The following is a 25531-nucleotide window of genomic DNA, read 5'->3' as shown; positions in this document are numbered from 1 at the left end:
AATATAAAAAAGGCTATAAATAGATCTTTCAGTTTATATTTGCATGCATTTGGCTATATTTATTATTGGTTAGGCGAAATCAAAAAAGGAGAAATTGAGAATGAAAAAAGTTGTATCGTTGGTAATGGTGTTAGTCGTAATAGCTTCCTTTGCCTTTGCAAATGGAACATCGGAAACTGCGGAATCTACAAAAAAGAATGCAACAAGTTCAGAAAAGCCCTTGACTGTGATGATCTGGGATAGCAACCAAGAGCCTGGAATCAGGCAAATCATTGATGATTTTACTGCAAAAACCGGGATAAAAGCTGAAATTCAGGTGGTTAACTGGGATAATTACTGGACCCTTCTTTCTGCAGGGGCTCAAGGTGGTTCGTTACCCGATGTTTTCTGGATGCATTCGAATGAATCACAGCGGTATATGTCAAATGACATGTTGCTTGATGTAACCGATAAGATCAAGAAGAGCTCTGAAATTGACCCAAGCAATTATCCTTCTGATATTTTTGGTCTTTATACGTATAACAAGAAATATTATGCAGTACCCAAGGATATCGATACCATTGGTCTTTGGTATAACAAGACTTTATTCGATGAAGCCGGTGTTGCCTATCCTACCGATGATTGGACCTGGAATGACTTGTATTTAGCTGCAAAGAAAATCACAAAGGCTGATGGAAGTGTCTATGGTTTTGCAAATGTCAATACAAACAACCAGGCAGGTTGGTATAACCTTATTTATGGTAACAATGGGTATGTAATTTCCGATGACAAGAAAACCTCTGGAATGGATAACCCCAAAACCATTGAAGCCATGCAATTCATGGAAAAGATAATCAATGAAAATTTGATGCCGTCCCAGGAGACAATGTCAGAAAGTGGTGAGGATGTGCTTTTTGAATCTGGAAAGGTTGCCATGACTCTACAAGGGTCCTGGCTGTTGGCTGCCTTTAGGGATAACTCCTATACCTTGGCAAATTGTGATGTTGCCATGTTACCTAAAACTGCGAGTACAGGCAGACAATGTTCAATCTATAATGGTCTTGGTTGGGCAATTGCCGCAAATACAACCCGTGCCGATGATTCCTGGAAACTTGTTGAATACTTCTGTTCCAAGGAAGGGCAGCTCAAGCAGGCTAAACTTGGTATAACCATGTCTGCATACAAGGGAACTTCCGATGCCTGGAAGAATAGTGTTCCCCAGTTCCATCTACAGTCCTACCTCAATATGCAGAAAGATATGGTAATACGTCCCTATTCCAAGAACACTGTGAAATGGGAGGAAGCTATCAAGGATAGTATGCTGAAAGTCTGGACCAAGCAAATCACCATGAAAGAAGGGTGCCTTGAAGCTGCCAGTAAAATGAATGCAATTCTGGCAGAAGAGTAAGTCTGGTTTCCTGGGCGGATTGTTTCAATCCGCCTAGGTTGTCTTTTGGTATGAAAGGATCATCAGCAATGCGAATACAAAGTTTACAAAATGTTACAAAGCGAAATTCCTTTCTTTGGGGCTGGCTTTTGATATTGCCTACGTTGGCTGGGTTGATAATTCTGAATATCTATCCAATGATACAGACGATTTACCAGAGTTTTTGCAAGACAGGGGATTTTGGTAGAGGTAATGTCTTTATTGGTGCAAAAAACTACGGAAAGCTGTTTTCTGATTCCTCTGTAGGTCAGGCAGTCATCAATACATTCAAGTATACGTTACTTGAAGTTCCGTTCTCCCTTGTCATTGCTCTTGTCCTGGCGGTACTGCTCAATAGAAAAATGCATGGGAAATCGACATACCGGACAATTTATTTCCTGCCTATGGTTGCGGCCCCTGCTGCCATTGCCATGGTTTGGCGGTGGCTGTACAACTCTCAGTTCGGACTTATCAACAATATGTTTCATCTCAGCACCCACTGGATATCGGATCCTTCCATTGCTGTCTTTTCAATAGCAATAATCGGCATTTGGTCTGATATTGGCTATAACATGATTCTTTTTCTTGCAGGCTTGCAAGAAGTTCCCAAAGAATACTATGAGGCGGCAGAGCTTGATGGAACCAATGGTTTTCAATGCTTCCGATATATAACTGTACCGATGATCTCACCAACGATTTTCTTTGTCCTGGTGACTCGTCTCATTGCTGCAATGCAGGTGTTTGATTTGATTTATATGGTTATGGATAGGTCAAACCCGGCACTAGCGAAGACACAGTCACTCGTTTACCTGTTTTATCAATATTCATTTGTGATGAAAGATATAGGCTATGGTTCTACGATCGTGGTCATTCTTTTGGTATTGATCCTGGCGATAACAGTGATTCAAATGATAGCCCAGAAAAAATGGGTCCATTATAACTAGGAGGTATGGATATGACGACCAAGGCCAGGGCAAGTTCCCTATTGATTCATCTGTTTCTGATACTTGTTTCCATAACTATGCTGGTTCCTTTCCTTTGGATGTTTCTCACCTCTTTCAAGACGGTTACCGAAGCGACGCAAATTGCTCCGTTTTCATTTTTGCCGAAAACCTGGGATGCCACCTCCTACAAGACTGTATTCAAAAACATGAATTTCTTGCTTCTCTATAAAAATACGGTGCTGATGATTTTCTTCCGTATCCTTTGTGCTGTGGTGACAGCCTCCATGGCTGGTTATGCGTTTGGAAGATTGAAGTTCAAGGGAGCCGACTTGGCTTTTTCCTTGGTTCTGTTCCAGATGATGATTCCTACGCAGATATTTATCATTCCCCAGTACCAGATGGTAACAAAAATGCATATGACCAATACTCTTTTTGCATTGGTTTTCCCTGGCTTGGTCTCGGCCTTTGGTACATTCCTGATGCGACAAACTTATATGATTCTGCCAAAAGAATTGGAAGAAGCGGCAAGACTGGATGGGCTTAATATCGGGAAAACATTCCTATACATCATGGCACCTTTGACGAAGTCGGGTGTGGTGGCCTTGAGTATCTTTACGGCAGTCTTTGCTTATAAGGACTTGATGTGGCCGATGATTGTCAATACTGACAAAAATTCATTGGTGCTGGCCTCTGCCCTTGCAAAAATGCAGGGTCAGTACTCTTCCCATTATCCGGAGCTTATGGCAGCTTCCCTGATTGCTTGTATTCCTATGATTGTTCTGTATTTTGTCTTCCAGAAACAATTCATGCAAGGAATTGCCACTTCAGGGGGAAAGCTTTGATATCTTGCATTTGAGTTTCCACCAGAATAGTCCTTTTGCGATACATTTCAGTAAAAAATGAGATGCAGGGAAGATACGACTTATACCCTGATTTATTTTTCGGCAATAACACCATTGCCTTCACATATATAGGAGAGAATAGAATATGGTAAAGATTACATTTTTGGGAGCGGGAAGTACGGTATTTGCAAGAAACGTTTTGGGGGATTGCATGTGTACCCCTGCTTTAGGGGAAGCTGAAATTGCTTTGTATGATATCGATGCCTTGCGACTTGAGGAGTCATCATTGATCATTCAGGCTCTCAATGAGAATATTAACAAGGGACGGGCAAGGATTTTCACATTCCTGGGAGAAGAGAACAGGAAAGCCGCATTGAAAAATGCCAACTTTGTCGTCAATGCCATTCAGATAGGGGGATATGATCCTTGCACCATCACCGATTTTGAAATTCCCAAGAAATATGGTTTGAGGCAAACCATTGCTGATACGTTGGGAATAGGGGGCATCATGAGGGCCTTGAGGACTATTCCTGTCATGGATGCTTTTGCCAGGGATATTGAGTCTGAATGTCCTGATGCCTTGCTCCTGAATTATTCGAATCCCATGGCAATGCTTACAGGATATATGCAGCGGTATACTGCAGTACGAACTGTTGGATTATGTCACAGTGTACAAGTTTGTTCAGAAACTTTGCTGAAGGAATTGGACATGGAAGACAAACTTGAGGGTAGGGTGGAGACCATAGCAGGAATAAACCATATGGGGTGGCTTCTTGCTCTCAAAGATAAGGATGGCAATGACCTGTATCCTGAGATCAGGAAACGTGCAGCACAAAAGAATTTGAAGGAAACGCATACTGATATGGTTCGTTTTGAGTACATCCGGCGTTTTGGGTTCTATTGTACGGAGTCCAGTGAACATAACGCGGAATACAATGCATTTTTTCTCAAGGCCAAGTACCCTGAATTGGTCGAGAGGTATGCCATTCCCTTGGATGAATATCCTAGAAGGTGCATCAAGCAGATACAGGAATGGCAGGAAGAGAAGGCTACGATACTTGATAATGGCAAGATTACCCATGAACGTTCTTTAGAATATGCGTCCCATATAATGGAGGCTGTTACGAAGAATGAGGTCTACAAGATTGGTGGCAATGTCTTGAATTCCGGGTTGATCGATAATCTTCCCACTGACGCTTGTGTCGAGGTTCCTTGTCTGGTTGATGGCAATGGTATAAGTCCTTGCAAGGTAGGAAGGCTTCCTGTTGTACTGGCTGCAATGAATCAGACCAATATCAATGTACAGCTGCTGACAATTGAAGCTGCTGTTACAAAGAAGAAGGAGGATATTTACAGAGCTGCCATGTTGGATCCCCATACGGCAAGTGAATTATCCATCGATGATATCGTAAAACTCTGTGACGAGCTTATTGAGGCACATGGGGATTACATGAAAATGTATAAATAAGCCAATTCATCAAGCACTTGTGTACTATATTCCCATGCTTGCCGGAGACTATTCGACAAGCATGATACAAGTGCCATGGAGTTATTGCCCAACGAATATTCCTATAAGTGTGGTATTCTTCTTGGTGAAGCTTGTGGCATTTGTTACATCTTCAAGGGGCGCTTATGGATGAAAATGGTATAATACTGAATCAATCATCAAGATTTGTCAGCCTGGATGAGGTGAGAAAATCAGTCATTGATGTTTCGTTGTGTTACTGTGGAATACAGCAATGTTCACCTTTGCATAACAATGGACCGGAGATTCGTGATACTTGCTTTGTTCATATTATACTAAAGGGAAAAGGCATACTGAAGATGAACGGGAATGTGTATCATCTTTCAAAAAATGAAGCTTTTTTCATTCCCCGTGGTGTAAGCGCCCAGTATACGGCAGATGCACAAGATCCCTGGAAGTATATGTGGGTGGGATTCTCGGGCCTTCTGGCTTTGGAGAGTCTGTTCAAGGCTGGATTTTCCCAGCGATCTCCAGTCAGGTGTGTCTGTGCTTTGGATAACTTCCAGAAAAATATTGAGAATATGGTTGCCACGTATCAGTCCACCTATGCAAATGAATTGAGGCGAAATGGTTGTTTTTCTCTTTTTCTGGCTGACTTGATTGATGATTACAATGCACAGGAACCCAAAGAAAAAGCTTCTGATGATCAGTTTTGCATGCATGCCTCCCAAGCCTATGACCATATAATGAGGAACTTTTCCAAGCCAATCAAAATAGAGGAGCTTGCCAATACTGTTGGGGTCAGTCGTAACTATCTGTTTTCTTGTTTCAAGAAAGCTTATCAGGTTTCTCCAAAACAATTTCTCAATTCGGTCAGAATGGAAAATGCCTGTAGTCTGTTGATTACCAGGAATCTTCATATTTCTGAAGTAGCCAGGAATGTAGGATTTGAGGATGAGCTTGCATTTTCAAAGGCCTTCAAGGCCTACTACCATATTTCACCTTCAAGATTCAGGAAACAGAATAGCCATTGAGTCAAAGCGAAGAGGTAGCTTTGATGCCTGGAATAAGAAGAGTGAAGGATGAGATATAAAAAAGATACCAACTCAATGAGTGGTATCTCTATATTCTGTTAAGAATTGTTTTTACTACGCCAAGTGGGGCTCGAACCTACGACCTACTGCTTAGAAGGCGCTATTTGAGGTTTATCAGCAGTTATCAAACACTATCATAAAAGATTGATAGATATAGATATATAAGCAGAAAAGTACAAGTAGTTTTATCAGGAATTATCAGTGTTTCTACATCAATATTAGAGAGTATTAGGAAATTTGATGTAGAATTGGTGTAGTAGAATCTAGAAAAGCATTTTGCTTGAGTTGCCTCCTACATCCCATTTCTTATTAACAGGAATATCATCAGGAGTTTTTGCAATACGAGATTTGTGAGCTGTGTTAACAATTTTTGAGTTGTTATTTTGGATAAAAATATTATTTGAAGATTTTAAATTTTTAATAATCAACTGTAGAACATCAACCTTCATTTTCTTTTCTAGCTTATCGATTGAAATGTATTCCTCAATCGCTTGTAAAAATGAATCCAACCATTGGTATACTTGAATAGATTTTTTTGGAATAATGAAACTTCTCTTTATTTGAACTTCGAGATTAAGTGATATATTTTCTCCACATTTATAATTGCCATCTTCAAAAAGAACAGATGACACAATTGAAGAATAACCTTCTACGATAGGAACAATAGTCAATTTAAATAACTTATTATCAATTTCTATAAATCCCTCATTATTCCTGTGGATTGTTGTACCAGAAGGTAATTCGATTTCTAATCTATTATAAAAAATTCCATTTTTCGACATAGAATAAACAACAGAACAATTTTTTTCTTTTAATGATGTACTATTATCGTTTATAAAAGCTTCTCGTTCATCCATATCTTTAGTGATAGAATCAAGTACACGATTTTTTAATATACTAGGATCTAAATTATCCCTAGTAATTTTGATTATCTCAAAATCATTAATTTCATTTTTTATGAAATATGAATTAAGGTGCAATTGTAGAAAATCTAAAACTACCACCTCAAGTGTAGATCGAAGAATAGTAAGTTTGTCCTTTATTGTCGGATCAAAAGAAGATTTGTTTATGGTGATACCTTTTTTATTTTTTTCGAAAATATTCTTGAAAGCTTTATTTTCATTCAGAAAACTAAATAAATATCGATGAAAATCATTATTAAATTCATAGCCAGAAATACTGACTTTCTCCAATTCTTTTGACTTTAGGTTATACCAGTATCCTCCATATAGGCGAATAACATATTTATGATGTGAAAAATAGATATTTTTTAAGAGTAGTATTCCGAATAATAGAGATATCAAGCATAGAATTATAATCACAAACAAATTATTAATCATTTTAAATAGTAGTGAAGCTAATAAATTGGTAGCCAGTGATAGTATTAGAACTGTAGCTAAGAGTAGGATAATATTTCTATTATTGTCTTGCAAATCGTCTATTGGCCTAAACATCTTTACCACCTTAAGCACATATTTCAAAATATTCTATAACGATTATTCAATATATTCTATAAAAAAAGGTTGTGATACGATATATAGCTGGTTTATCTATTACTCCATATCTGGCCGTTTAGGCATATTCAGGACTCTTTGGCTTCCTCCTGATACAGACAAAACCTTGGCTCAATAACCAAGGCTCTGTTAGGAAAATCTCTGAATTCTTCTCTTCTGTTGTTATGTATATTTTGAGTGAGCTTGCTTGCCAAAATCACCGAGCGTAGCGGGAAACAATGACTATCCTTTGGAATAATCAGAACAGCCCATCGAATGCATCTTCATGCTCCAGAATCCTGCTATAGCTTTCCTTCAAAGAAGGGTGGTTATAGCGCTCTGTCATGCTCTCTGAACTATGACCTGTAGTCTCCTGCAGAATATCCAAGGGAAGTACATTCTTCAGAAGGGTGTTGTAGGTGTGGCGAAAAGAATGGATTACCAGATTCCTTCCATTAATCTCAATCTTTGCTTTTTCCAAAGCTTTCTGGAATCTATTTTGCAATGTCTTTCCCATGATTGGCCTGCTGCCATTCCTTCCATAGAAAATTAAATCCTCTGGATCATGAAAAGGCGTACTCGCTTTCCAATGTTCCAGAATCTCCTCTGCTCTCTGGCTTAAAACCACAACTCGGCTTTTCCCTGTCTTGGTGCTCCCTGTGGTATCGTCGTCCTTGATGGCTTGTTCAACCAACAATCCATTTCGCTTCTTATCTTCAATTACATGCTTCCACTTCAAGGCTCTGGCTTCGCCTCTTCTCATGCCAGTTGTTGCCAGGATGAAAAAAAAATATGCATACTCTTCTTCCCTCCAAATCTTCATGAGCTGTACAATCCAAAATTTTTGAACAAAAAATCCAGCCATTTGAACACTAAATCCCGAAATGAATGAAAAGTTTTATCATGTTTTTCCATGCTTTACCGTGCTATAGCATGTTTTCATAGCTCTATTAAACAGCGTGTAAACACTATTTAAATAGAAGTGGATCATTATTGGATTCCTTAAAATAGATATCTGGTAAGGGCAAAAATGATTATGTTTAGTTGGGTTCTCAAACTATAACCCACGATTGAGAGCATAAATCCGAGGCATAAAAAACCAGCCCTATACCAAGCTGGTTTTTTTCTTTATTTAATTAGTGCATCTGTCTTTCATATGACCATCCAAAAATAGTAGCCCAATAGACGACAACTTCTTCATCTTTATCTAAGTCTTTCATCCATTTACTAACTGCGGTATGCCAATTCCCCTTGTGTTCATTTACCAGACGAACCAAGAATTCCATATAATCTTTTTGAATGATTACATGCTCTCTCTTGAGTACATCAGCTCGAACCATACATTTTCCCATATCCGTGGATTCTTTATCAGATCGATCTATCGGGTACTCAAAATCCTTAGTTACATATATATCAAATTCTTGGCCAATTACTGCCTGATAGAACTTGATTTTCTCATATGTCTGCCTTCTGATTGTACAGAAGGGAATTCGTAAGTTCCCCAAAAAAATCAACTGTATATACTCTCCATCAGCCAAATGATACTTATTGCCATCTAAGGTGGTCGTATCATAATCAAGCAAGGCCTTAGGAGTATTATCGTCTATTGTAATCGGCTCAACAGCCAATAATCGTGCAGAAGTCTGCCCGTGAAGCTTTGGATAATCATGCGAAAATCCAATTTTACAGAATGTATCATTCATTTTGGTAACCCCTTATTTTTATCACCGGTAAGAAGTCTAGGGGCCTCTCCCTTAGTTTCAAAATCACTATTGAACTTAGCAGCATCAAGCACTACGCTCGCACAGCCAATCACTCGACTCGCAATTTGTTCTATTGCCTTTGATCGCTTAATCTCTTTTTCTAGTTCTTCCTGAGATAAATCATCATCACTCAGTTTCTCGATCTGCATAAATAGATAATCATTCAGATCAAGCAAGGTATTCTTGGTTCCCATGCGTTAGCTCCTTTCTTTTTTGGCTATAGTTGATTTAAGTCTGGCCAAGGCTATTCCAGTATTTGTCATGTTTTTGTCTTTAAATCGAAGGCCCATTTTATTAAGATACTTGTTCTCGTCTTTTGAAATTAAAGCCAGGTTTTCCATTGTAAAATTTTGTCGGTCCCCATCCAGAAAAGTCACACATTTACCGGCAGGAATTTTTGAACCGTGATAAGTTTCAAATAGGATTCGATGTTTCTGTCTCCATTGATTCTTCCCTGATATCTTTACCCAAGTATATCCGTCAGGTCGAAGAATCTCGGTACCAATAGGAAGGGTATTGTGCGGGGAGTGACCTTTTGGGTAGAAATTACTTTTAAACAATTCAAGTGTTTTTGATTCCATGAATTCCTCAAGCTTTTTCCCCTTGTTTGCAGGAACGTGCCCTTTAGAATAATGGCCAGTCAGTCCGCTGTCTAAATGATGGTTATTCTTGTAGACTTTTATTTGTTCCCTAGTGAAGTTTGTTCCCAGTTTTTTATTGATTAAGCTAGCAAGTTCCTGGTTATCTATTCCCTGGTAATGCTCATAAATAAAGTCATGAACTTTTTTGCTCCATCTAGATCCTCTTACAGGAGTCATAAAAGCTTCATCCACTGACATTCCACTTTGAATCCTGTTGTATATGGTGGCATATTTTATCCCTGCTGCTTCTGCCCGTATCCGCATTTCAGTTTTCTTCCTTGACATTTTGTTAGCCCTCTTTCAGAAGTTTATCCTTCTATCACCTTGGATCTCTTCAGCTCATCTACAGCAACATCAAAAACTATCATGGTTCCAATCTTGTCCTGGTAGTGAACAGTGAAACTCCCATCGTCTTCTTGAATAGCGGAGATTAGATAGACCTTTCGTCCTCTCCATATGATCTGAAGCCCAGACCATAGCTTTATCTGCTCCAATATTTTTGGCATTTATTGCTCCTTTTTTAGAGCGCCAAGGGAGCAAGTGTCATTGCTGTCCCGAGGATAAAAAGCGACATACCAAGACGGTAAGATCTGACATTGAAACAGATATTCAAAACCAATAGGTAACAGCCCACAAAAAAGACCACCAGGCCTATAGCTCTCACAGTATTACGCATGGGCTACCTCCTGGCATCTCTTAAAAGTAAACCCCCTGCAGGAGCCTCCTGATTTTCCTAGAGTTATAACGAGCTGATAATTTATGCCCGTTGCGATAGCGGCAGCTATTTGCGATTGATAGATGCCAACAAGTTTTCCGTTTTTCGATACCAAGATTTTTATTGCTTTCATACCCACCTCAGAACAGCAGAAGCTGCCCGTAATCTTTATTCTTCATCACGTCTCTTTGAGCCGAGACACGATAGGGGATGGGAAGGTTGACAACCTCCCTTTCAACGAACCAGTCGTACATATCAAAGAAAGATAGGATTTCAAAAGGATGAGAGCCAATCGAAGAGGATTTCACACCGATAAGGTCTGCCCAGCCCTGGCAAGAATCTTCTTGCGGGAGTTCCATCGAAGGAAGATCGTACCAATCCTGGAGATCTTTTTCTTCGTTATCAAGATCTCTTTTAGGCAATCTTCGATCTGCCATTTCCCAGATTAACCAGGGGCTTATGTTCTGCCGTCTAAGCAACACTTTTGCCTGGTCGATAGTCCCTCCTTTTCTGATCAATCTACGAAGTTGGAAGAACCTCCTGACTTCCCTATATTGAGTGAAATTTGAATACTCAAGATATTGGTGCCTGATCACTTCAAAACCATTGATAAAATCATCAATCGCAGTCCAATGGATCCTGTATTCTCCATCAATAAGAAAAGCATCAAGACGGCAAAGTGTGATGAGGTCTCCAGCCTGGTCAACAGTTATCCCAAGGATCCTTGCAGAGTCACGTTTACTGAAGAAGCGTTTACCATCCTGCAAGGCAACCTTCAGCAGTTCATCTGCAGATGGGATCTGGATGTCCAGGTCAAGTTCTTCAATCACACTTTGCTCCTTGTTTTTATAGATCAGATACTTGCGAGATCAAAATCGATCATTTGGTATTTGCCAAACGGATCACGGCGATAGACACGGAAATACTTTTTGCTTGTCACTGTCTGGAGACTGTCCGAGATTATGGTCATGGCTTTCACCCAGTCGGCATCCTCGATATTGAGCTTACGCAACCCCACGATTGACCGGATGTTCATATGGCCTGACTGATTCAATGCGAACGCCTGGTCAATAATTGCCTTCAGGTTTGCATTAGTGCCTTCCGACCAACGCTCAATACAGCCATCAATCACTTGCTTTGCGATATGAATCTTTTCGTCAAAGCTCTGATATTCATTGACTGCAACAATGATCCTGATCGAACCGTCGTAACTGGTCACGCAGAGATTCTCTTTCTTCCCCCCAAGCTTTACCTTGTACTCAGAAGCCAGGACATCTTGAAGTTCCGAGACGGACTGCATTACTTGTAGCTTTACTTCTTCCATCTGACTCCGGAGTTCCATGACTTGATGAAAACACAGCATCACTGTCTGATCTTTGATAAGGTCGTAAGGCTTTATGAGTTCTTCCGGGACAAGACTTCCCCGAGAATTTTCATAATAGGTTTTTCCGTTCAATTCTTTTTTCACTTTGTTTCTCCCGCCTTTTTCTTTTGGCTCTTGTCGAGCCTATTAATCCATCCGATTACATTACGAAGCTGAACCGGATTCAGGTTCGTAAGCCCGCTTTTCCCGAAAGTCTTTGTACAAAAACCGTCGACACGAATCGCCCATCCCGGACCAAGTACAATCTTTGCCCGGCGTTCAATCTGCCTGATAACCGCATATTTTTGCTTACGCTCCGGAGGCGGTTCATAGGGATAGGCCTTTGCAAAACCAGCGCGATCAAAAAGGTCCATGACCTTCCTTAACTGGTTATCGTTCATGTCATGGCAAGAGGTCTTCCCTGTAAGACTTTCAAGGAGCTTCCTATACTCCTGGTCTTTTAGGGACGCCCTTGACATGCAGCCACATTCCGGACATTCTCCAGATACACAGAAAAGGATTTTTCCGCAGCTTGAACAGGTCTCTGCTTTCAGTTTTGCCAGATGTATCCTTGCCAACTTCGAATTCCTGCTCATTGTTTTCTCCTTTGCGCGATGATAGGTCGCACTGATTGATCTTTGTAAAGCTTGTAAATCGGGACTTTCCCACATCGTCCGATCACGACAAGGAATTCTGCCTGACGCCATGTCCGGCAGAGTTGCCGGGCATGCTCGATATTTATCCCTCCGACCCTTGCGATATCCTCCGGTTTAAACCGGACCAGTATCCTGGCAGCCTGCCAGGCATGGTCAGCGGATTCCCCCTGCACCGGCTGATCGTAAGTAGCGATATAGACACCGGTATTCATCGTCACGATCCCCCGATTCCTCAGCTGAGCAAGCTGGCGTTCCAGGATTTTTGGTGATATCTCAGGGAAGACCTCCCTGATGGATGCCAACGATACTTCACGCTTTGCCTCGATGTATTTCTGCAGTTGCCTTGCTATCACGGGAGTATTGAAAACGAGGTTCCTGTCCTCCTTACTTAAGGGCATCCAAGACCTCCTTGGTAAGGGTAGGCTTGCCCGACGCATTCATCGCAGAGACAATCCTATGAGCGTCATTGACAAGGATCCTGAAATCGCCACGACTTCTTGTAAGCAACATCTTTTTGAGTTGATCTTGTCCATCAAGAGAGATGCCCACAGCTATCTTCCAGAAAGACCCTACATCAAAGAGGGAGAGAGAAGAGAATACAACAGGGGTTCCCCGTACTCGGGACTCGAGACGTGGGAGTGAAGACATCTTCGACTGCAAGGTATGTTCCCCGACCAACAGAATAGGTACCCCACATTCTTCGTTGAGACCGCGAAGGGATTCAAGATAGCGCAGGGGCAACCGATCAGCTTCATCGATGACAATCAATCGCCGGTAGACAGCCGTGGCAGTTCTGATTGATTCCAGGTTCTTTGAGAACGATCGTCCCGGGATTGCCCTGAATTCCTTGACGATTGATTGCATCATCATATTGAGGGTGTACCCCTCGATGAAAAGGGTATAAATGGCCCTGTCATTCGTCGCACAGAAGTGCTGGATAGAAGTAGTCTTTCCGTAGCCTGCGTGACCCATGACAACCCCGATAGATGCATTGAGAGTAGTCGCCGGATCAAGCAAATCTTTTGCTAGCGTATCGATGGCCATGACGTTCTGTGTAATGATGAATTTGTTGGGATCAACACGAAGCTTACCAGCAGGCATGGCAAAGATTTCCAGCTCAGCGTCCTCTTTCAAGAGCAGTTCATTTGCGACCATACCTTCAATAATTTCTCGTTCACGGTCTTCCCATGCCGAGTAGTTGTGACTCGAGACAAGGCTGACCTGACTAGCAGAGATTCCAAGCCGATCTGCGACCTTGTTCATACTCAAACCCGACTTTTCGATTGCCTGTTTCAAACTGATCATATAATTCCCTCCTCGAGCTGTTGCTCGTAATTTGTCCAATAGGCTATGTATTCCTGGTACTCTTCTGAGTGCCGATAATCATGCAGCCATTCCATATCCTTTTTGGGCAGCTCATGCCTTGCGATGAGCATGTCCAGGCACCATTTGTATCTTGCTTGTCTAGTCGGATGCAGTGGCAGGAAGGGGAGCGCAGGACGCTTCACCACTTCCTTTGAAACCCCAGACTCCTCCGGTTCTACCTTCCTTACCTTTTCCTGCTCAGGGGGCTTGTACATGACTGACCCTATCTTTTTTGTCATGGCATTGAAGACATCAGAGACAGCACGGATCTGCCTATTCTTTGTCTGTAGGGCCTCTATCATCAAAGTGTTGTCAAGCATCGGAATCTTCTTGACCGGCAAGAGTTTCCTGGCTTCGCCATCTACGATCGCAAAACAGAAATTCCGATCATATTCCGAGAACCTTACTTCTACTTTCTCTCCATCTTTGCGATAAAGTCCTACATCCAGCAGATCATCATTACCAGCCTCGAGTTCGGCTCCTTGGTACCAGATATTGTCGACAAGGACACGGCCACGCTGTACCCTGCATTTTTTGCGACTTGCAGTAATGATCTCTATATCCATGCTGTTTTTGAATCTGCGTCCATCAAGATCAAAGCCTTTCGCAATATCTGTTTCGAGTTGCTGGCGGGGAGACATCTTCAAAGTTGAATGCCTGGTGTTCTCATAGGTTTGGAGCTCTTCAATGACAACCCTGACAAATTGTTCCATGGTCAGCAGCTCATGTTTTTCTTTTTGCCTATCAAGTCTTGCTCGCTCGATTTCATCGATGGCTGCAGCTGCTCCCGGGGTTGCGCACCTGCCTGGAATAAGTCTGCCGTCAAGCCTTTCCTCGATTGTCCTGAAAAAACGCTCGATGTCTTTCGTCTTCGCATTCTTCACATTCGCATAAATCCGCCTATGCTTTGCCCGCCATTCATTTTCCGACCCAGCGATATCAACGGCTTTCTCTTCAGCCTTATCCAAGACGACATATGTCCCATCAGAGGTTTTATAGAGATCGCTATAGTCCCTGGCCTGAACTCCGAATCGCAATAAATCGTCAACCATTTCCGTGATGGCCTTGCTACATTCGGATGAGCCGTTGTCGTTATAAGTACAATCAGGTTTTCCGAAGCGGTATAATCCCATTCTCAAAGCATCCCTGACGGTGTCCGAGTTATAGTGATTATCTGCAAAAGCGATCCCATAGAGGAGCTTGGTGTGCATATCAAGCCAGAGATAGCATTCAGGTCTCCATATCCTTCCGGTTTCATAATCGGCAACCCAGAAATCAAAGATATGCTGGTCACCAATGACAACTTGCATAGGAGCAAGAAGGCCCGAATTCCTGGCGATATAAAAGTAGTTATCCAGGGCACGACGACCTCCTAGCGCTTTCTCTATAAGAAGAGGGTGGATCTCTTTGAGAAGGTTGTATGCACTGGTGCGACTACCGATCTGCCATCCTTTTTCGCTAGCTTCTTTCTGGCAAGCAAGCCAGGCAGTTGATCGCGCACAGGCCCCATGCTCAGCAAGAGCTTGCAGGAAGAAAGCCTTCAGATATCCTGAAGCTTCCGGATCCCACTTGGTATATCTTCCCGAGTTTCGTAGCTTCTCGATCGTCCCGTGATCTTCTATCTCGCAAGCGATTCTCCTTGCTGTAGATACGCTTACGCCGTAGCTTCTTGCGACGGAAGATACCCATCGCATCTTCTGGGTACCAACAGGGCGTTGCTGGAGTTTCGAAGCAATTGCCATGCGTCTACGCTGTGATTCAGTAAGCTTTGAGCCAAGGCCTGATATGCTCGCTACAGAAGGAACAGCCAATTGTGCTGAAGGGACAAGAGTGTTTAATGACTGTTGATTTACATTCAACAATCCTTTTCTGGCCACTTCAGTCTGCCAGTCAGCGGGCAATGAGGGGACATACAGCTCAAGGGTTTTCCCATCTTTCTGCCGTGTGTTTATCGACTTATCTTTTTTTACTCTGATCTGTATTGCCCTGGGTGTTTTTCCCACGGCGGAGGCTAGGTCTTTTATACTAATCCACATTAGAAAGGTCCCCCTTAAGTCGCGAAATCTTCTTTCCATCAGAACAGATCAAAAACTGTTCGCAGATGCTTACCGAATTGATTACAAGAAGACACATGCTTGGCGTCTGCCTTGCTTCCTTTGCTATCCTGGAAATCGAAGTCGTCGCGGGGTAGAAAGGAATGGCATTGACAATTTTCATTTCTTCTTTTTTCAGTACGCGCGCTTTCCTTGGGATCGAGACTGTCGCTTCATAGGAAGAGACTCTCTCCCCACAGATTGAATAGAAATCAGTGGATATCATGCCGTGGCCTCCTTGCCGTCAGAAGGACGATTCAGGATGACGGAGAGCAGAGGAGCAATAGTCTCTGCTGCATCCTCCAGTAATTCCCAAGTAGGGAAGCCAAGGATCCTGGCAATCTTCTGTTGCACTGAAGCTGACTTCCTACGACCCATGATCACGTAGTTGACCATCTGCACGGAACAGTCACACTTCTTTGCGATGGCTGACTGGCTTATGTGCAGCTCGCCAAGGTGTAGAACAATAAATGTGTGCAAATTCCCATTCATTCCTATACCTCCATTTGTAGTGATAAGTCGTCTATCACTTTTGCGATTGATCTTCCGATCTCCGGACGTTTATCTGCATCAAAAAGGCTCAGTGCTTTTTCAACTACCTGAACGATGGTCATCTGATCCTCGACCTTCACGACCGAAGTCACTCTGCCTGAGTATGTTTCACACAAGTCATTGAAATGGAGGATCTCGGCAGGAGTTGGATCGTCCTGCATTTGTCGAGCAAGCAGATTGAAATATTCACGGCTAAAAAGTTCAGCTTGCTCATAGCCCTTTTCCTCAAGGCTTTTTTGAGTATCCTGCATCTTGAGCCAGGTCTGATATTTCCGTTCATTGGATTCAGTCCATCCTTCGGGAGCCCAGCCAAATTGCTTCAGGCGCTTCTTTCTGATGGTAAGGAACAGGGCTTCAAACTTCTCTTCCAGTTCTTCACGGGTATATAGTTTGTCTTCCTGAGGAGAGTAGAGAGCGAGCCAGCGATTGGCTGTCATTTTATTTATCCCAATTTCCTCAAGATAATCTTTGAATGTATGTAACCTAGTAACATTTGTTACTAGGTCAGCAGAGGTCAGATCTGCTCTATATCCAGGATTAGACAGTGCTTCCCTTGCTGCATAAAGCTCACGCACCAGATCAAGGGACACTTTGTTGTATAGAGCAACAAGAGGTTTTGAAGCAGCCACACTCTCTTCATAATTCCAAGCCTTCATTGATGGGATGATCTCTTTATTCTTTGCCATTCTTTGCATCTCTCCTTGTACCTTCATAAAAGCGGTGATAATATATGCCAAGTTGAAGTATCAACTCAAATATAGGTTAACTTGAATTGGCTTATATGTCAATCGAAATTTGAGGTAATAATGACCATTAACGACAGACTACGTTTGATTAGGGAATCATTCAAAGAATCGCAAGCCAAATTCGGTTTAAGGTTTGGGCTACCCCAAACTACTTATGCAAATTATGAATTGAATAAAAGGTCAGTTCCTGATGAATTAAAGCAGCAATTATCGGAATTAGGAATTAACTTAAATTGGCTTATCACAGGGAATGGCCCCATGTTTCTAAACCAAGAAGTAGGCGAACCAAAAATGCATTATTGTCAAGAGCAAGGCGATAGCTACCTATCTTTTAAAGGGGCCGTAATCAGCGAGGAAATACCTGACGGGGGGTTATCAGTTCCTATAATTACTCAGCGTCTTTCTGCTGGTCCAGGACAACCTTGGACGCAAGCGGATTTCATAGAGGCCGAGAGGTTGCCTATCTTGGGAAGATTCATAAAGCCATGGCAGAAAGAGAATGTCTTTGCAGCGGAAGTCAGGGGAGATAGCATGACAGGCATACAACTCTTTGATGGTGACATGGCCTTCTTTGCAAAAGGGGAGGTGGAAGGGGATGGAATCTATGTTCTGACCGTTGATAACGAGGTATATATAAAAAGGGTAGCGTTCAATCCGTTCGATAGAAAAGTTACGATAAAAAGCGAGAACGATCGCTATGAGCCTATGATTGTCGATTGTGACCGTGTAGTATTAGTTGGCAAAGTAATTGGGTGGTTACATCATCATCCTTATTGAAAATATTAAAAAGGTAAATGTATGAAAAAAAGATTTATTGCATTGTTATTAGGTATTTGTTTGCTTATATCAATTGAATCTATCTCGGCAACTGCAAACAAAGAAACTCCTGATTTTCGGAATTCAAATTGGGGTGACACAATGCAAGATGTAGCCAAGTCTGAGGGAAAATCTCCTGATTATGAAGGATATAAAGAATACGAATACGAGCTCAAAGACAACCCATATTTCGATAAGGTTCACTTTTATTTTGGTGATGATAATACATTGGCTTCGGCTAGTTATACTATCTTAATTAATGATACATTCGATTATTCTGAAGGTATGGAAGAATATAAAAAATCGATGGACGAATATTATCAACAGAAAAACAAATCAAGAATAACCAAGATCAAGGCTGGAATAACAAAAAAATATGGGGAAGGCCTAGAAAAAGGAAACTATGAAGATCTTTTGAAGCTTGCAAATTCAAGCGATACTTTTCCTTCAATCGAACTCTGGAATGGGCTTGAAAGGTATTGGGTTACAGAAAACACAATTATCTGTCTTTATAATGATCCTGGTATAAGTATGGCTTTTATTTATTATATTGCTAGAAATTCTAAAGAAATTGGAGATCGCGGGAAAATTATTTTCCTTGATGCATTGATTTAATAATTATTCTTTACCGACTATTGGTTAATTTTAATTAATAGAATCCAGCCCTCGGATTTCCCATCCTCCAAATTTGCTACCCTGTAGTAAATCGGAGGATTTTTTATGGACTTGAAATTACTTTTAAAAACGATTGTTGGAGCCGGACTGGTCGTCGTGTTTCTCATGGAAGTGCTGAAGCGTCAGCTTAAGAAAGCCCATGAGCAACCTGCAGAAGAACTCACAGAGGCAAACAAGGATATGGTGAAGGAGTTCACGCCCTGGAATATACCATCCTGGCTCGGGTTGCTGACAGGGTTTGCATTCTCATGTATCGTATCGCTGCTGTTTTTCATGGCATGGCTAAGGCCTGCCTCGGTGTGGGTGTACCTGATCCATACCATTGCGGTTTTCCTCTTCCAATATTTCGTCAGCATGGAAGCGGCAAAGCGTATATTGAAATGGTGGTCGAATCGCCAGGGCATTGATATCAGTCCCATCCTAAATACAGGAGGTAACTGATGTGTTTGCCAAAACCAAGGAATGGCTCTCATCTCATCATCTTGGCTGGGTTGTTGTTGCTCTTGCTGCTCTTGCCGGTTTCCTTGCAGGCAGATACTCCTCTCGGGGAGCTCGAGCAGATTTTGACAAACTACGAGCGGATTACAAAGAACTTGCAGATCGACTTCGACAGCGTGAAGAAGAACTCGCAAGACTTGCAGGTCTCCATGATTCCGATACAGAACAGTATAGAGCTCTTGCAAAAGAACTCTCAAGAGCGAGAACTGCGCTTGCAGAGATTGGAGACTCTATCGACTCAGGACAAGGAAACATTGATGAGCTCAGTCTCAACACTCAAAGACTTGCAGACTGGCTACACAGATATGGTTCGAAGCTTAAAGATATCCCGAATCAAGACTGACATAGCAATCGCCACGACTATCCTGGTCATTGTTGCATCCTTCACCTATTTCTTGACAAACCCGCCTTAACTCTTTCTTCCAAAAGAAGGCTCCGGAACCCCTGGGATTTCAGGAGCCTTCTTTATCGTACCCTTCCATATATATAGGAGAGAGGAAACTGATGAAAACAAACTTCCATATCTATATCGACCAGAATATCAGAGAACGCTTGGGATGCTCTGATGACAATAGGGGTGCGTGATGGATTTCCTTGGGATAGTAAATGATCTTGGACCGACTGCCCTGGTCATCCTCCTCTTGATCGTCATCGTAATGTTGCTTCGCCAATACCGCGATGAAGTCAAGGAGCAAAAGCTTCAGCTGAAAAAGCATATCGATGAACAAAAGGAAACCGATGGTACCCAGGATGAAAAGATTGCCTACCTGCAGACGCATGGCGTCTCAAAGGAAGACATGTTCCAGCAGTTCGGTGGCTGGAGAACAGAACTCAATAACATGAACCAGAATATTTTGCACCTCACTGAACTGATTGCAAAGAAGGAGAGCTAAATGGAACTTCCCGTTGTCAAGAAAAAAGAACTCAGGGGAAACCTTCTGCAGTTTCTTGCCAGTATCTACCCTGAGCAGATCAGCAGGGAGAGTGTATTCGAGACTTTCTATGAATACTCGCGTACCGAAGATATCGAAAAGGAAATATCCTATCTCATCGACAAGGGATATGTAAGTGAGAAGGGCCTCCCCAATCCTTTTGGCAGCTCCTATGACCGAGTACTGAACTATCGGATCACCGCACTCGGCAAAGACCTCATAGATGGCACCATCAAAGATGATGGCGTCCATATCCGGAGGTAGGGCATGGGACGCAAAAGCAAAGCCGAGCAACTCGGTTTGATCGAGGAAATCGTAAGGCTGCATGATGAGCAGCACATGACGAACCAGGAGATTGCCGACCATCTCCAGCAGAAAGGTTTTGATATCGGACGCGAGGCTGTACGCAACTGCTATACCAATGCCGAACGCAAGGCAGAGAAGTACAAGCTCGCTGCCGAATCGGCGCGGTCAATAGTAAGCGCAGTCAAGGGGACGAACGTCGAACTTGCAGAGGCTGCCAATTCAATGGTGGCGAATATGTTCTATGACAGGATCCTGCAGATGCAGGAACTCGACTTTGCTTCAACTACGGATTTTTTCAAGAGCATGGCCCCTGTCATGAACAACCAGGTAAAGCTTGCACAGTTTCGTCTGAGCTTCGAGCACGGGGTGGAGAAGACAAAGGCTGCCGTATACGATGCCCTGGCCAAGGAATTGGGGCAGGGAAATCCTGAACTGCTGGAAGGTTTGAAGAAGGCCATCGCTGGTCTGAAGGTAAAAGAAAAATGAGCAAGAGTGCAATCGAGGAGTTGATGGACCGCGACCCAGTTCTTGCCCATGCGGCAGAGAACGAGATCCTCGCGGCAGAAAGGGAAGCACGAAAGAGCCGAGCTGAAAATGATTTCCCCTTCTTCTGCGAATACTACCTCCATGAATACTTCTTTTGCAAACCTGCTGAATATCAGAGGATCCTATATGACGTAATTCAAAATCGCGAACTGACTGAACAGCAAGCAAATAGGCTGAAAGAAATTGTTCCAGAGGATTTCCAGTGCACATTCCGCCCATCAAAGAATCTGAGGGGCATCATTGACGTGGAGCCCCGTGGTCATGGTAAGTCAACCAGGATGACCTTTGCTTTTCCTCTCTGGCAACTACTCTTCAAGAAGTCCAGATTTATCATCATTGTTGGAGCCAGCAGTGACGATGCTCAGCTGCAGATGGAGAACATCCGGCTTGCCATAGAAGAGAATGATAGGATCATCGATGACTTCGGCCTTCTGCAAGGGACTACATGGAACAAGAAACTTCTCTTCTTATCCAATGGAACGGCCGTAACTGCCAGGGGAAAGGGAGGATCGCTCAGAGGTCTGCGCAAGAAACAGTACCGCCCGGACCTGGTCATAGTTGACGATACTTTCAAGGACAATGAAGCCGAAAGCAGCGTGATCAGGGACAAGGTATCCAGATGGTTCAACAGGACTATCCAGCCCCTGGGTACCGAAGCATTGATCATCGTGGTAAACACAATCACGAATGAAGATGATCTTCCCTCGAGACTCCTGGATGACATTAAGGAAGGAAGAAAGAAAACTTGGATAGGCCTTCGCTTCTCCGCTGAGATCCCGGGAAAGGATGGGAAGCCTGGCACCCCGCTTTGGCCGGAGCGCTACAGTTGGGAAGACCTCAAAAAATTGCAATCGGATATTGGGTCCCTGGCCTATGCACAGGAATATCTGTCACGGCCTCTTTCCGATGAGGATCGGATGTTCAAGGCGTCCTGGATAGTGAGGGTAAAGGTTTCGGAGATACCGACAGGGATGACAATGTTCGAGGGTATCGACCCCGCGACAGGAGCACACGACATGAGTGCCGTGGTGGATCTTGGCAAAGACTCTGTTGACAAGAAGCTTTTCGTCGTATCGAGCAACGGGAAAAAGGAATCGACAGAGACCTTCACAAAACGTCTCATCGACCGATACAAGCTCTTCCGATACAGAAGGGCCCTTATGGAGAGCGTGGCTTTCCAGAACATATATAAAAAGAATGTAATCGAAAAGGCTGAGGAAGAACATATCCATCTGCCTCTTCGTGGCCGTAACCCAGGGCGTGGAAGCAAAGCCCAGAGACTCATGTACATCAGCCCGATGGTCGAGAACGGAATAATAGTATTCGGCCCCGGTAATGAAGACCTCATCGACCAATTAGTAGGATTCCCCGCTGCGGGGTATGACGATCTTTGTGACGCGCTTTATTACGCCGTGCTTGCGTCGGAAGGAAAGGGCGCATTCGGGACAAGTGCGTTGTCAAGCAAGAAAAACCAAGGAAGAAATGTCAAGAAGGAGCTCAACTTATGATCCCTATTTATACCTATAACTTTAAAGGAACTCTTGCAGAGACGGAAATAATGAAGGCGATTGCCGCCAAGGAGCAGTGGAATGTCGAGCTTGACAAACTGGACAAATACTACAAGGGAAACAATCCGTCCATCCTGGCTGAGGATAGGAACCATAAGGTACCGATCCCCTTCGGTAGAAAGCTCATCAAGAGCACCCTCGGTTTTATGTTCAAAGAAGGCTGCATAACCTACAAGTATCCCGACTCAGATGAAAAGTTGAAGGAAAAGATCAAGGGAGTCTTCGATTTCAACGACGAGCAGACAGAGGATATCCGCCTTGCAAGGGACCAGGCGACCTACGGTTCGGCCTTTGAAGTCCTTTTCATCGACAACCCCGATGCCCTTCCGCAGTTCTATAGGATCCCGGCAAGGCAACTCATTCCTGTCTACCTCCCCGATATAAAGCCAAAGATGGGAGCTGCCATCAACTTCTATACAATCAACGATACCGAAAGGCATGTCGATGTCTACTACAAGGACAGGATCGAGAAGTTCACCCGAAAAGACAATGGCCTTAAGATAAGCAAGACTATACATCATCAGTTCGGAGAGGTACCAATCGCAGAATTCAGGAACAACGAGGAAGGCCAGGGTGATATCGAGTGTGTGCTTGGCCTCATCGATTCCCATGATGAGATCCTTTCTAACGGGCTGGATGAGGATGGGAAGTTCGCCGATGCCTTGCTTCTGTTGAAAAATGCCGTGCTTGATGATGAGCAAATTGCAAAAATCCGGGATAAGAGGATTCTGGATGACCTGGATAGTGATGCTGAGGTAAGCTATTTAGTAAAAGAAAACAGCTATGCAGGGCGTGAAGTCTTGCGTGCAAAGATCGAGGACCTGATCTACTCAATGAGCGGGATCCCGAATCTCTCGGACAGCAAGGCGATGGCCCAGCAATCAGGGGAGGCCCTGAAGTATCTGTATGCGACATTCGAGGTTATGGTCGCAGGGGATAAGCAGTCAGGTTTCAATGACGGGTTGACAAAACGGTTGCATCTGATCTGCAGTTATCTGAACTGGCTGGAAGGAAAGGGCGAGGATGACAAGATTCCCGCATCAGGGATTCCTGTGAAATATAAGAGCGACGAGATCACGATCTCATGGAAGAGAAACCTTCCTGCCGAAGCCACAACGACCATCGATAATGCCACGAAGATAGAACCCTACGTCTCGCGAAGGACTTTCCTGGAACAACTGAACCAGGCTGGTGTCATCGAAGATGTCAGTGCAGAAGAAACACGGCTGGAAGAAGAGGCACAGGCGACTCTCAATATAAACGAGAAGAAGGTTCTGGAAGGCTATGGCGCGTGATCTTTATACCAGGTTGTACGGCAATACCCAGGTAGAGCTGGCAAAGCTCATGGATGAAGGGGAGCTAGAGATAGTCAGGCAGTACGGCATCGTGCTCCAGCAATGCCGAGACAAGCTTGATCGGATATACAAGACTTACTCAAAGGATGGAAAGCTTAACAACGCTGCCATGAGCAAGGCGAACAGGCTTACTTCCTTGCAGGATGATATCGAAGCGATCCTGAAAGAAAAAGTGCCCTCGGTAACCGAATACACAAGGGACCTGACCGAAGAGATGTACAAGGCCTCCTTCTATCGCCATGCATATATCATCGATCAGGCAGGTGGTATGTCCTTGTCCTGGGGACTTGTCCCAAGGGTTGCGGTAGAGCGGGCGATCAAGGGAAAGTATGACAAGTTCGCAAAAAGCAAGATGCTTTCCATGCCACAGAAAGAAGCGATCGCTGCAATCAGGAAAGACCTGGGACAGGCAATCATCAGGGGTGACAGTTACCCCGTACTTGCAAAGCGGATCGCAAATCATATCGGAGTAGATGTCAAGCGGGCAAAGGCCATCTATGGGAATAAGGGAATGGCAGCCTGGTCTATCACCGTGGCAAGGACTGAAGGTCAGAGGGTTCTCGTAGAGGGCCAAGACGCTGCATATGAAAAAGCCAGGGAACTTGGCTGCGACGTCATTGCGATTTGGGATGCGACGCTTGATGGCAGAACCCGTGCTGCCCATGCTGCTCTCGACGGCCAGGAAAGGAATGAGGCAAAAGGTGGCTGGGATGTCCCTGGCATTGGAGTTGTATCCGCACCTTTGCATTCGGGAGTTGCATCCTTTGATGTCAACTGTCGATGCCGGTTGCGATCGCAAGTAAAGGGATACCCCCCTGGGGAACGGTACATAAGAGGAGACGGGATCACCGCGTATCAGACTTTCGAGCAGTGGGAAGTCACACAAAAGACAAAGGTGGCATAAAGCCCGCTGTAAGGCAGGCAATTGCATGGATATCAAATTATGCAACTCTTCTGCTACCCCCTGTTTATAAACGTTTATAAACACCTCTGCGCAAAGATTTGGGTTATAGGCTTGCACAACGCTTGCAAAAAGCAGTTGTCAATCGAATTACCCCTAGGATTTCAGGCAGTTTAAACCTGCTACGATTGGGGTACTAATAGTTTTTAGTTTCCAGAGGAGGAGACGGCATGAAGATGTTTTATTTACTGTCTATGCTTTTGGCCCCGAATGTTTTTTTTGCACCCGATGATGGGGGAGCTGGCGGCGCAACCACACCGGCAGCGGCCGAGGGCACACTGGTGGCCACCGATCCAAAACAACCTGAGGCAACACCGGCAGCGGCCGAGGGCGAATCGGAACTTGAGAAGACCAAGAAGGAACTCAAGGCCCTGCAGGACGAGAAAGCAGCACAGGCAAAGGTTGCAAAGGAAGCGGAACGGGCAAAGATGTCCGATGACGAGAAGAAGGCGGCTGAGCTCAAGGATCTCCAAGATAGCCTGGTAAAGCAAAACCGCACTTTGCAGCTTTCGAAAGCCGGGCTTGAGGAAAAGTATCTTCCCCTGGTTGCAGGGGCAACAGCGGAAGAAGTCGAGCAGAATGGCAAATTGCTTGCCCAGCTCGTCGAAGAGGTCAAGGCCAATGCCATAGCAACGGCGAAGAAGGGAATTGCCCAGACCGGTGCTCCCGGCCAAGACCACGTAACGGGGAAAGTGGATTCGAAGACTTTCTTCAAAACTATCCTGGGGGTAAAGTAG

The 25531-nt window shown here is 43.8% G+C and carries 32 protein-coding genes and 1 pseudogene; 17 read left to right on the top strand and 16 right to left on the bottom strand.

Annotation, left to right across the window (positions count from 1 at the left end; genetic code table 11):
* Window positions 1-100: 100 nt before the first annotated feature.
* The 5 genes from ACHZBG_RS15080 (at window position 101) to ACHZBG_RS15060 (ending at window position 5690) form a co-directional block, all read left to right on the top strand.
* Window positions 101-1387, top strand: coding sequence for a sugar ABC transporter substrate-binding protein (locus ACHZBG_RS15080; RefSeq protein WP_320130290.1), 1287 nt, complete (start codon window positions 101-103; stop codon window positions 1385-1387).
* Between the two features lie 176 nt (window positions 1388-1563).
* Complete coding sequence (locus tag ACHZBG_RS15075) at window positions 1564-2349, top strand: sugar ABC transporter permease (protein WP_320130289.1); 786 nt, start codon at window positions 1564-1566, stop codon at window positions 2347-2349.
* A gap of 11 nt (window positions 2350-2360) precedes the next feature.
* Window positions 2361-3191, top strand: a complete 831-nt coding sequence (locus tag ACHZBG_RS15070) for a carbohydrate ABC transporter permease (RefSeq protein WP_320130288.1) — start codon at window positions 2361-2363, stop codon at window positions 3189-3191.
* A gap of 145 nt (window positions 3192-3336) precedes the next feature.
* Window positions 3337-4659, top strand: coding sequence for an alpha-glucosidase/alpha-galactosidase (locus tag ACHZBG_RS15065; RefSeq protein ID WP_320130287.1), 1323 nt, complete (start codon window positions 3337-3339; stop codon window positions 4657-4659).
* 164 nt (window positions 4660-4823) lie between these two features.
* Window positions 4824-5690 carry an AraC family transcriptional regulator gene (locus tag ACHZBG_RS15060; RefSeq protein WP_320130286.1) on the top strand — a complete coding sequence of 289 codons (867 nt, stop codon included), beginning with the start codon at window positions 4824-4826 and terminating at the stop codon, window positions 5688-5690.
* Between the two features lie 323 nt (window positions 5691-6013).
* On the opposite strand, the gene ACHZBG_RS15055 is transcribed toward ACHZBG_RS15060, so the two are convergent.
* The 16 genes from ACHZBG_RS15055 to ACHZBG_RS14980 all read right to left on the bottom strand — a co-directional run bounded on the left by ACHZBG_RS15055 (window position 6014) and on the right by ACHZBG_RS14980 (window position 17077).
* Window positions 6014-7204 carry a hypothetical protein gene (locus tag ACHZBG_RS15055; protein WP_320130285.1) on the bottom strand — a complete coding sequence of 397 codons (1191 nt, stop codon included), beginning with the start codon at window positions 7202-7204 and terminating at the stop codon, window positions 6014-6016.
* A 298-nt stretch (window positions 7205-7502) separates the two neighbouring features.
* Window positions 7503-8066 carry a site-specific integrase gene (locus ACHZBG_RS15050; protein ID WP_320130284.1) on the bottom strand — a complete coding sequence of 188 codons (564 nt, stop codon included), beginning with the start codon at window positions 8064-8066 and terminating at the stop codon, window positions 7503-7505.
* A gap of 313 nt (window positions 8067-8379) precedes the next feature.
* On the bottom strand, window positions 8380-8946 hold the full coding sequence (locus ACHZBG_RS15045) for a hypothetical protein (protein ID WP_320130283.1): 567 nt from the start codon (window positions 8944-8946) through the stop codon (window positions 8380-8382).
* Complete coding sequence (locus ACHZBG_RS15040) at window positions 8943-9200, bottom strand: hypothetical protein (RefSeq protein WP_320130282.1); 258 nt, start codon at window positions 9198-9200, stop codon at window positions 8943-8945. The genes ACHZBG_RS15045 and ACHZBG_RS15040 overlap by 4 nt, the downstream gene beginning before the upstream one ends.
* A 3-nt stretch (window positions 9201-9203) precedes the next feature.
* Complete coding sequence (locus tag ACHZBG_RS15035; protein ID WP_320130281.1) at window positions 9204-9932, bottom strand: HNH endonuclease signature motif containing protein; 729 nt, start codon at window positions 9930-9932, stop codon at window positions 9204-9206.
* Window positions 9933-9955: 23 nt separating this feature from the next.
* Window positions 9956-10153, bottom strand: coding sequence for a hypothetical protein (locus tag ACHZBG_RS15030; protein WP_320130280.1), 198 nt, complete (start codon window positions 10151-10153; stop codon window positions 9956-9958).
* 14 nt (window positions 10154-10167) lie between these two features.
* Window positions 10168-10323, bottom strand: a complete 156-nt coding sequence (locus tag ACHZBG_RS15025; protein WP_320130279.1) for a hypothetical protein — start codon at window positions 10321-10323, stop codon at window positions 10168-10170.
* Window positions 10324-10502: 179 nt separating this feature from the next.
* Window positions 10503-11192: a hypothetical protein gene (locus tag ACHZBG_RS15020; RefSeq protein ID WP_320130278.1), complete on the bottom strand. Its 690-nt coding sequence runs from the start codon at window positions 11190-11192 to the stop codon at window positions 10503-10505.
* Between the two features lie 23 nt (window positions 11193-11215).
* Window positions 11216-11830 (bottom strand): DUF3164 family protein, encoded by a 615-nt coding sequence (locus ACHZBG_RS15015; protein ID WP_320130277.1) that lies wholly within the window; start codon window positions 11828-11830, stop codon window positions 11216-11218.
* Window positions 11827-12321, bottom strand: a complete 495-nt coding sequence (locus tag ACHZBG_RS15010) for a phage protein GemA/Gp16 family protein (protein ID WP_320130276.1) — start codon at window positions 12319-12321, stop codon at window positions 11827-11829. The genes ACHZBG_RS15015 and ACHZBG_RS15010 overlap by 4 nt, the downstream gene beginning before the upstream one ends.
* Window positions 12318-12779, bottom strand: a complete 462-nt coding sequence (locus ACHZBG_RS15005; RefSeq protein ID WP_320130275.1) for a hypothetical protein — start codon at window positions 12777-12779, stop codon at window positions 12318-12320. Before ACHZBG_RS15005 ends, ACHZBG_RS15010 begins: the two co-directional genes overlap by 4 nt.
* On the bottom strand, window positions 12766-13686 hold the full coding sequence (locus ACHZBG_RS15000) for an AAA family ATPase (RefSeq protein ID WP_320130274.1): 921 nt from the start codon (window positions 13684-13686) through the stop codon (window positions 12766-12768). Before ACHZBG_RS15000 ends, ACHZBG_RS15005 begins: the two co-directional genes overlap by 14 nt.
* Window positions 13683-15782 carry a transposase domain-containing protein gene (locus tag ACHZBG_RS14995; RefSeq protein WP_320130273.1) on the bottom strand — a complete coding sequence of 700 codons (2100 nt, stop codon included), beginning with the start codon at window positions 15780-15782 and terminating at the stop codon, window positions 13683-13685. Before ACHZBG_RS14995 ends, ACHZBG_RS15000 begins: the two co-directional genes overlap by 4 nt.
* Window positions 15772-16065, bottom strand: coding sequence for a hypothetical protein (locus ACHZBG_RS14990; protein ID WP_320130272.1), 294 nt, complete (start codon window positions 16063-16065; stop codon window positions 15772-15774). Before ACHZBG_RS14990 ends, ACHZBG_RS14995 begins: the two co-directional genes overlap by 11 nt.
* Entirely contained in the window at window positions 16062-16331 is a 270-nt protein-coding gene (locus ACHZBG_RS14985) for a helix-turn-helix transcriptional regulator (RefSeq protein ID WP_320130271.1), read from the bottom strand. The genes ACHZBG_RS14990 and ACHZBG_RS14985 overlap by 4 nt, the downstream gene beginning before the upstream one ends.
* Before the next feature lie 2 nt (window positions 16332-16333).
* On the bottom strand, window positions 16334-17077 hold the full coding sequence (locus tag ACHZBG_RS14980; protein ID WP_320130270.1) for a hypothetical protein: 744 nt from the start codon (window positions 17075-17077) through the stop codon (window positions 16334-16336).
* 120 nt (window positions 17078-17197) lie between these two features.
* On the opposite strand from ACHZBG_RS14980, the pseudogene ACHZBG_RS14975 reads away from it, so the two are divergent.
* The 12 genes and pseudogenes from ACHZBG_RS14975 to ACHZBG_RS14920 form a co-directional block, all read left to right on the top strand.
* Window positions 17198-17380: pseudogene (locus ACHZBG_RS14975) on the top strand (helix-turn-helix domain-containing protein); the annotation flags it as partial.
* A 48-nt stretch (window positions 17381-17428) separates the two neighbouring features.
* Complete coding sequence (locus ACHZBG_RS14970) at window positions 17429-17914, top strand: S24 family peptidase (protein ID WP_320130269.1); 486 nt, start codon at window positions 17429-17431, stop codon at window positions 17912-17914.
* A gap of 21 nt (window positions 17915-17935) precedes the next feature.
* Window positions 17936-18568: a hypothetical protein gene (locus ACHZBG_RS14965; RefSeq protein WP_320130268.1), complete on the top strand. Its 633-nt coding sequence runs from the start codon at window positions 17936-17938 to the stop codon at window positions 18566-18568.
* A 105-nt stretch (window positions 18569-18673) separates the two neighbouring features.
* Window positions 18674-19069 carry a hypothetical protein gene (locus tag ACHZBG_RS14960; RefSeq protein ID WP_320130267.1) on the top strand — a complete coding sequence of 132 codons (396 nt, stop codon included), beginning with the start codon at window positions 18674-18676 and terminating at the stop codon, window positions 19067-19069.
* Window positions 19069-19539 carry a hypothetical protein gene (locus ACHZBG_RS14955; protein WP_320130266.1) on the top strand — a complete coding sequence of 157 codons (471 nt, stop codon included), beginning with the start codon at window positions 19069-19071 and terminating at the stop codon, window positions 19537-19539. The genes ACHZBG_RS14960 and ACHZBG_RS14955 overlap by 1 nt, the downstream gene beginning before the upstream one ends.
* Window positions 19540-19710: 171 nt before the next feature.
* Window positions 19711-20019 (top strand): hypothetical protein, encoded by a 309-nt coding sequence (locus tag ACHZBG_RS14950; protein WP_320130265.1) that lies wholly within the window; start codon window positions 19711-19713, stop codon window positions 20017-20019.
* The gene (locus ACHZBG_RS14945) at window positions 20020-20322 is read left to right on the top strand and encodes a hypothetical protein (protein ID WP_320130264.1); all 303 of its coding nucleotides are present in this window, start codon (window positions 20020-20022) and stop codon (window positions 20320-20322) included. It begins immediately after the preceding gene.
* 3 nt (window positions 20323-20325) lie between these two features.
* Window positions 20326-20850: a phage protein Gp27 family protein gene (locus ACHZBG_RS14940; protein WP_320130263.1), complete on the top strand. Its 525-nt coding sequence runs from the start codon at window positions 20326-20328 to the stop codon at window positions 20848-20850.
* Window positions 20847-22418 carry a phage terminase large subunit gene (terL, locus tag ACHZBG_RS14935; protein WP_320130262.1) on the top strand — a complete coding sequence of 524 codons (1572 nt, stop codon included), beginning with the start codon at window positions 20847-20849 and terminating at the stop codon, window positions 22416-22418. The genes ACHZBG_RS14940 and terL overlap by 4 nt, the downstream gene beginning before the upstream one ends.
* Window positions 22415-23773 carry a phage portal protein gene (locus ACHZBG_RS14930; RefSeq protein ID WP_320130261.1) on the top strand — a complete coding sequence of 453 codons (1359 nt, stop codon included), beginning with the start codon at window positions 22415-22417 and terminating at the stop codon, window positions 23771-23773. Before terL ends, ACHZBG_RS14930 begins: the two co-directional genes overlap by 4 nt.
* Window positions 23763-24737, top strand: coding sequence for a phage minor head protein (locus tag ACHZBG_RS14925; RefSeq protein ID WP_320130260.1), 975 nt, complete (start codon window positions 23763-23765; stop codon window positions 24735-24737). The genes ACHZBG_RS14930 and ACHZBG_RS14925 overlap by 11 nt, the downstream gene beginning before the upstream one ends.
* A gap of 227 nt (window positions 24738-24964) precedes the next feature.
* The gene (locus ACHZBG_RS14920; protein WP_320130259.1) at window positions 24965-25531 is read left to right on the top strand and encodes a hypothetical protein; all 567 of its coding nucleotides are present in this window, start codon (window positions 24965-24967) and stop codon (window positions 25529-25531) included.

Origin of the sequence: uncultured Sphaerochaeta sp., assembly GCF_963676625.2 — a bacterium.
Taxonomy (GTDB): Bacteria; Spirochaetota; Spirochaetia; order Sphaerochaetales; family Sphaerochaetaceae; genus Sphaerochaeta.
This window is presented reverse-complemented; position numbering and strand designations above follow the sequence as displayed.

Bases quoted from the DNA above. Each gene is read 5' to 3' on its own strand.
- ACHZBG_RS15075 (WP_320130289.1), top strand. From the start codon at position 1,564: ATGATACAGACGATTTACCAGAGTTTTTGCAAGACAGGGGATTTTGGT.
- ACHZBG_RS14920 (WP_320130259.1), top strand. From the start codon at position 24,965: ATGAAGATGTTTTATTTACTGTCTATGCTTTTGGCCCCGAATGTTTTT.
- ACHZBG_RS15080 (WP_320130290.1), top strand. From the start codon at position 101: ATGAAAAAAGTTGTATCGTTGGTAATGGTGTTAGTCGTAATAGCTTCC.
- ACHZBG_RS15010 (WP_320130276.1), bottom strand. From the start codon at position 12,321: ATGAGCAGGAATTCGAAGTTGGCAAGGATACATCTGGCAAAACTGAAA.
- ACHZBG_RS15035 (WP_320130281.1), bottom strand. From the start codon at position 9,932: ATGTCAAGGAAGAAAACTGAAATGCGGATACGGGCAGAAGCAGCAGGG.
- terL (WP_320130262.1), top strand. From the start codon at position 20,847: ATGAGCAAGAGTGCAATCGAGGAGTTGATGGACCGCGACCCAGTTCTT.
- ACHZBG_RS14950 (WP_320130265.1), top strand. From the start codon at position 19,711: ATGGATTTCCTTGGGATAGTAAATGATCTTGGACCGACTGCCCTGGTC.
- ACHZBG_RS15060 (WP_320130286.1), top strand. From the start codon at position 4,824: ATGGATGAAAATGGTATAATACTGAATCAATCATCAAGATTTGTCAGC.
- ACHZBG_RS14965 (WP_320130268.1), top strand. From the start codon at position 17,936: ATGAAAAAAAGATTTATTGCATTGTTATTAGGTATTTGTTTGCTTATA.
- ACHZBG_RS15055 (WP_320130285.1), bottom strand. From the start codon at position 7,204: ATGTTTAGGCCAATAGACGATTTGCAAGACAATAATAGAAATATTATC.
- ACHZBG_RS15040 (WP_320130282.1), bottom strand. From the start codon at position 9,200: ATGGGAACCAAGAATACCTTGCTTGATCTGAATGATTATCTATTTATG.
- ACHZBG_RS14955 (WP_320130266.1), top strand. From the start codon at position 19,069: ATGTGTTTGCCAAAACCAAGGAATGGCTCTCATCTCATCATCTTGGCT.
- ACHZBG_RS15025 (WP_320130279.1), bottom strand. From the start codon at position 10,323: ATGCGTAATACTGTGAGAGCTATAGGCCTGGTGGTCTTTTTTGTGGGC.
- ACHZBG_RS15005 (WP_320130275.1), bottom strand. From the start codon at position 12,779: ATGCCCTTAAGTAAGGAGGACAGGAACCTCGTTTTCAATACTCCCGTG.
- ACHZBG_RS14945 (WP_320130264.1), top strand. From the start codon at position 20,020: ATGGAACTTCCCGTTGTCAAGAAAAAAGAACTCAGGGGAAACCTTCTG.
- ACHZBG_RS14940 (WP_320130263.1), top strand. From the start codon at position 20,326: ATGGGACGCAAAAGCAAAGCCGAGCAACTCGGTTTGATCGAGGAAATC.
- ACHZBG_RS14970 (WP_320130269.1), top strand. From the start codon at position 17,429: ATGCATTATTGTCAAGAGCAAGGCGATAGCTACCTATCTTTTAAAGGG.
- ACHZBG_RS14930 (WP_320130261.1), top strand. From the start codon at position 22,415: ATGATCCCTATTTATACCTATAACTTTAAAGGAACTCTTGCAGAGACG.
- ACHZBG_RS15045 (WP_320130283.1), bottom strand. From the start codon at position 8,946: ATGAATGATACATTCTGTAAAATTGGATTTTCGCATGATTATCCAAAG.
- ACHZBG_RS15030 (WP_320130280.1), bottom strand. From the start codon at position 10,153: ATGCCAAAAATATTGGAGCAGATAAAGCTATGGTCTGGGCTTCAGATC.
- ACHZBG_RS14960 (WP_320130267.1), top strand. From the start codon at position 18,674: ATGGACTTGAAATTACTTTTAAAAACGATTGTTGGAGCCGGACTGGTC.
- ACHZBG_RS14990 (WP_320130272.1), bottom strand. From the start codon at position 16,065: ATGATATCCACTGATTTCTATTCAATCTGTGGGGAGAGAGTCTCTTCC.
- ACHZBG_RS14995 (WP_320130273.1), bottom strand. From the start codon at position 15,782: ATGTGGATTAGTATAAAAGACCTAGCCTCCGCCGTGGGAAAAACACCC.
- ACHZBG_RS15050 (WP_320130284.1), bottom strand. From the start codon at position 8,066: ATGAAGATTTGGAGGGAAGAAGAGTATGCATATTTTTTTTTCATCCTG.
- ACHZBG_RS15070 (WP_320130288.1), top strand. From the start codon at position 2,361: ATGACGACCAAGGCCAGGGCAAGTTCCCTATTGATTCATCTGTTTCTG.
- ACHZBG_RS15000 (WP_320130274.1), bottom strand. From the start codon at position 13,686: ATGATCAGTTTGAAACAGGCAATCGAAAAGTCGGGTTTGAGTATGAAC.
- ACHZBG_RS14925 (WP_320130260.1), top strand. From the start codon at position 23,763: ATGGCGCGTGATCTTTATACCAGGTTGTACGGCAATACCCAGGTAGAG.
- ACHZBG_RS15065 (WP_320130287.1), top strand. From the start codon at position 3,337: ATGGTAAAGATTACATTTTTGGGAGCGGGAAGTACGGTATTTGCAAGA.
- ACHZBG_RS14985 (WP_320130271.1), bottom strand. From the start codon at position 16,331: ATGAATGGGAATTTGCACACATTTATTGTTCTACACCTTGGCGAGCTG.
- ACHZBG_RS14980 (WP_320130270.1), bottom strand. From the start codon at position 17,077: ATGGCAAAGAATAAAGAGATCATCCCATCAATGAAGGCTTGGAATTAT.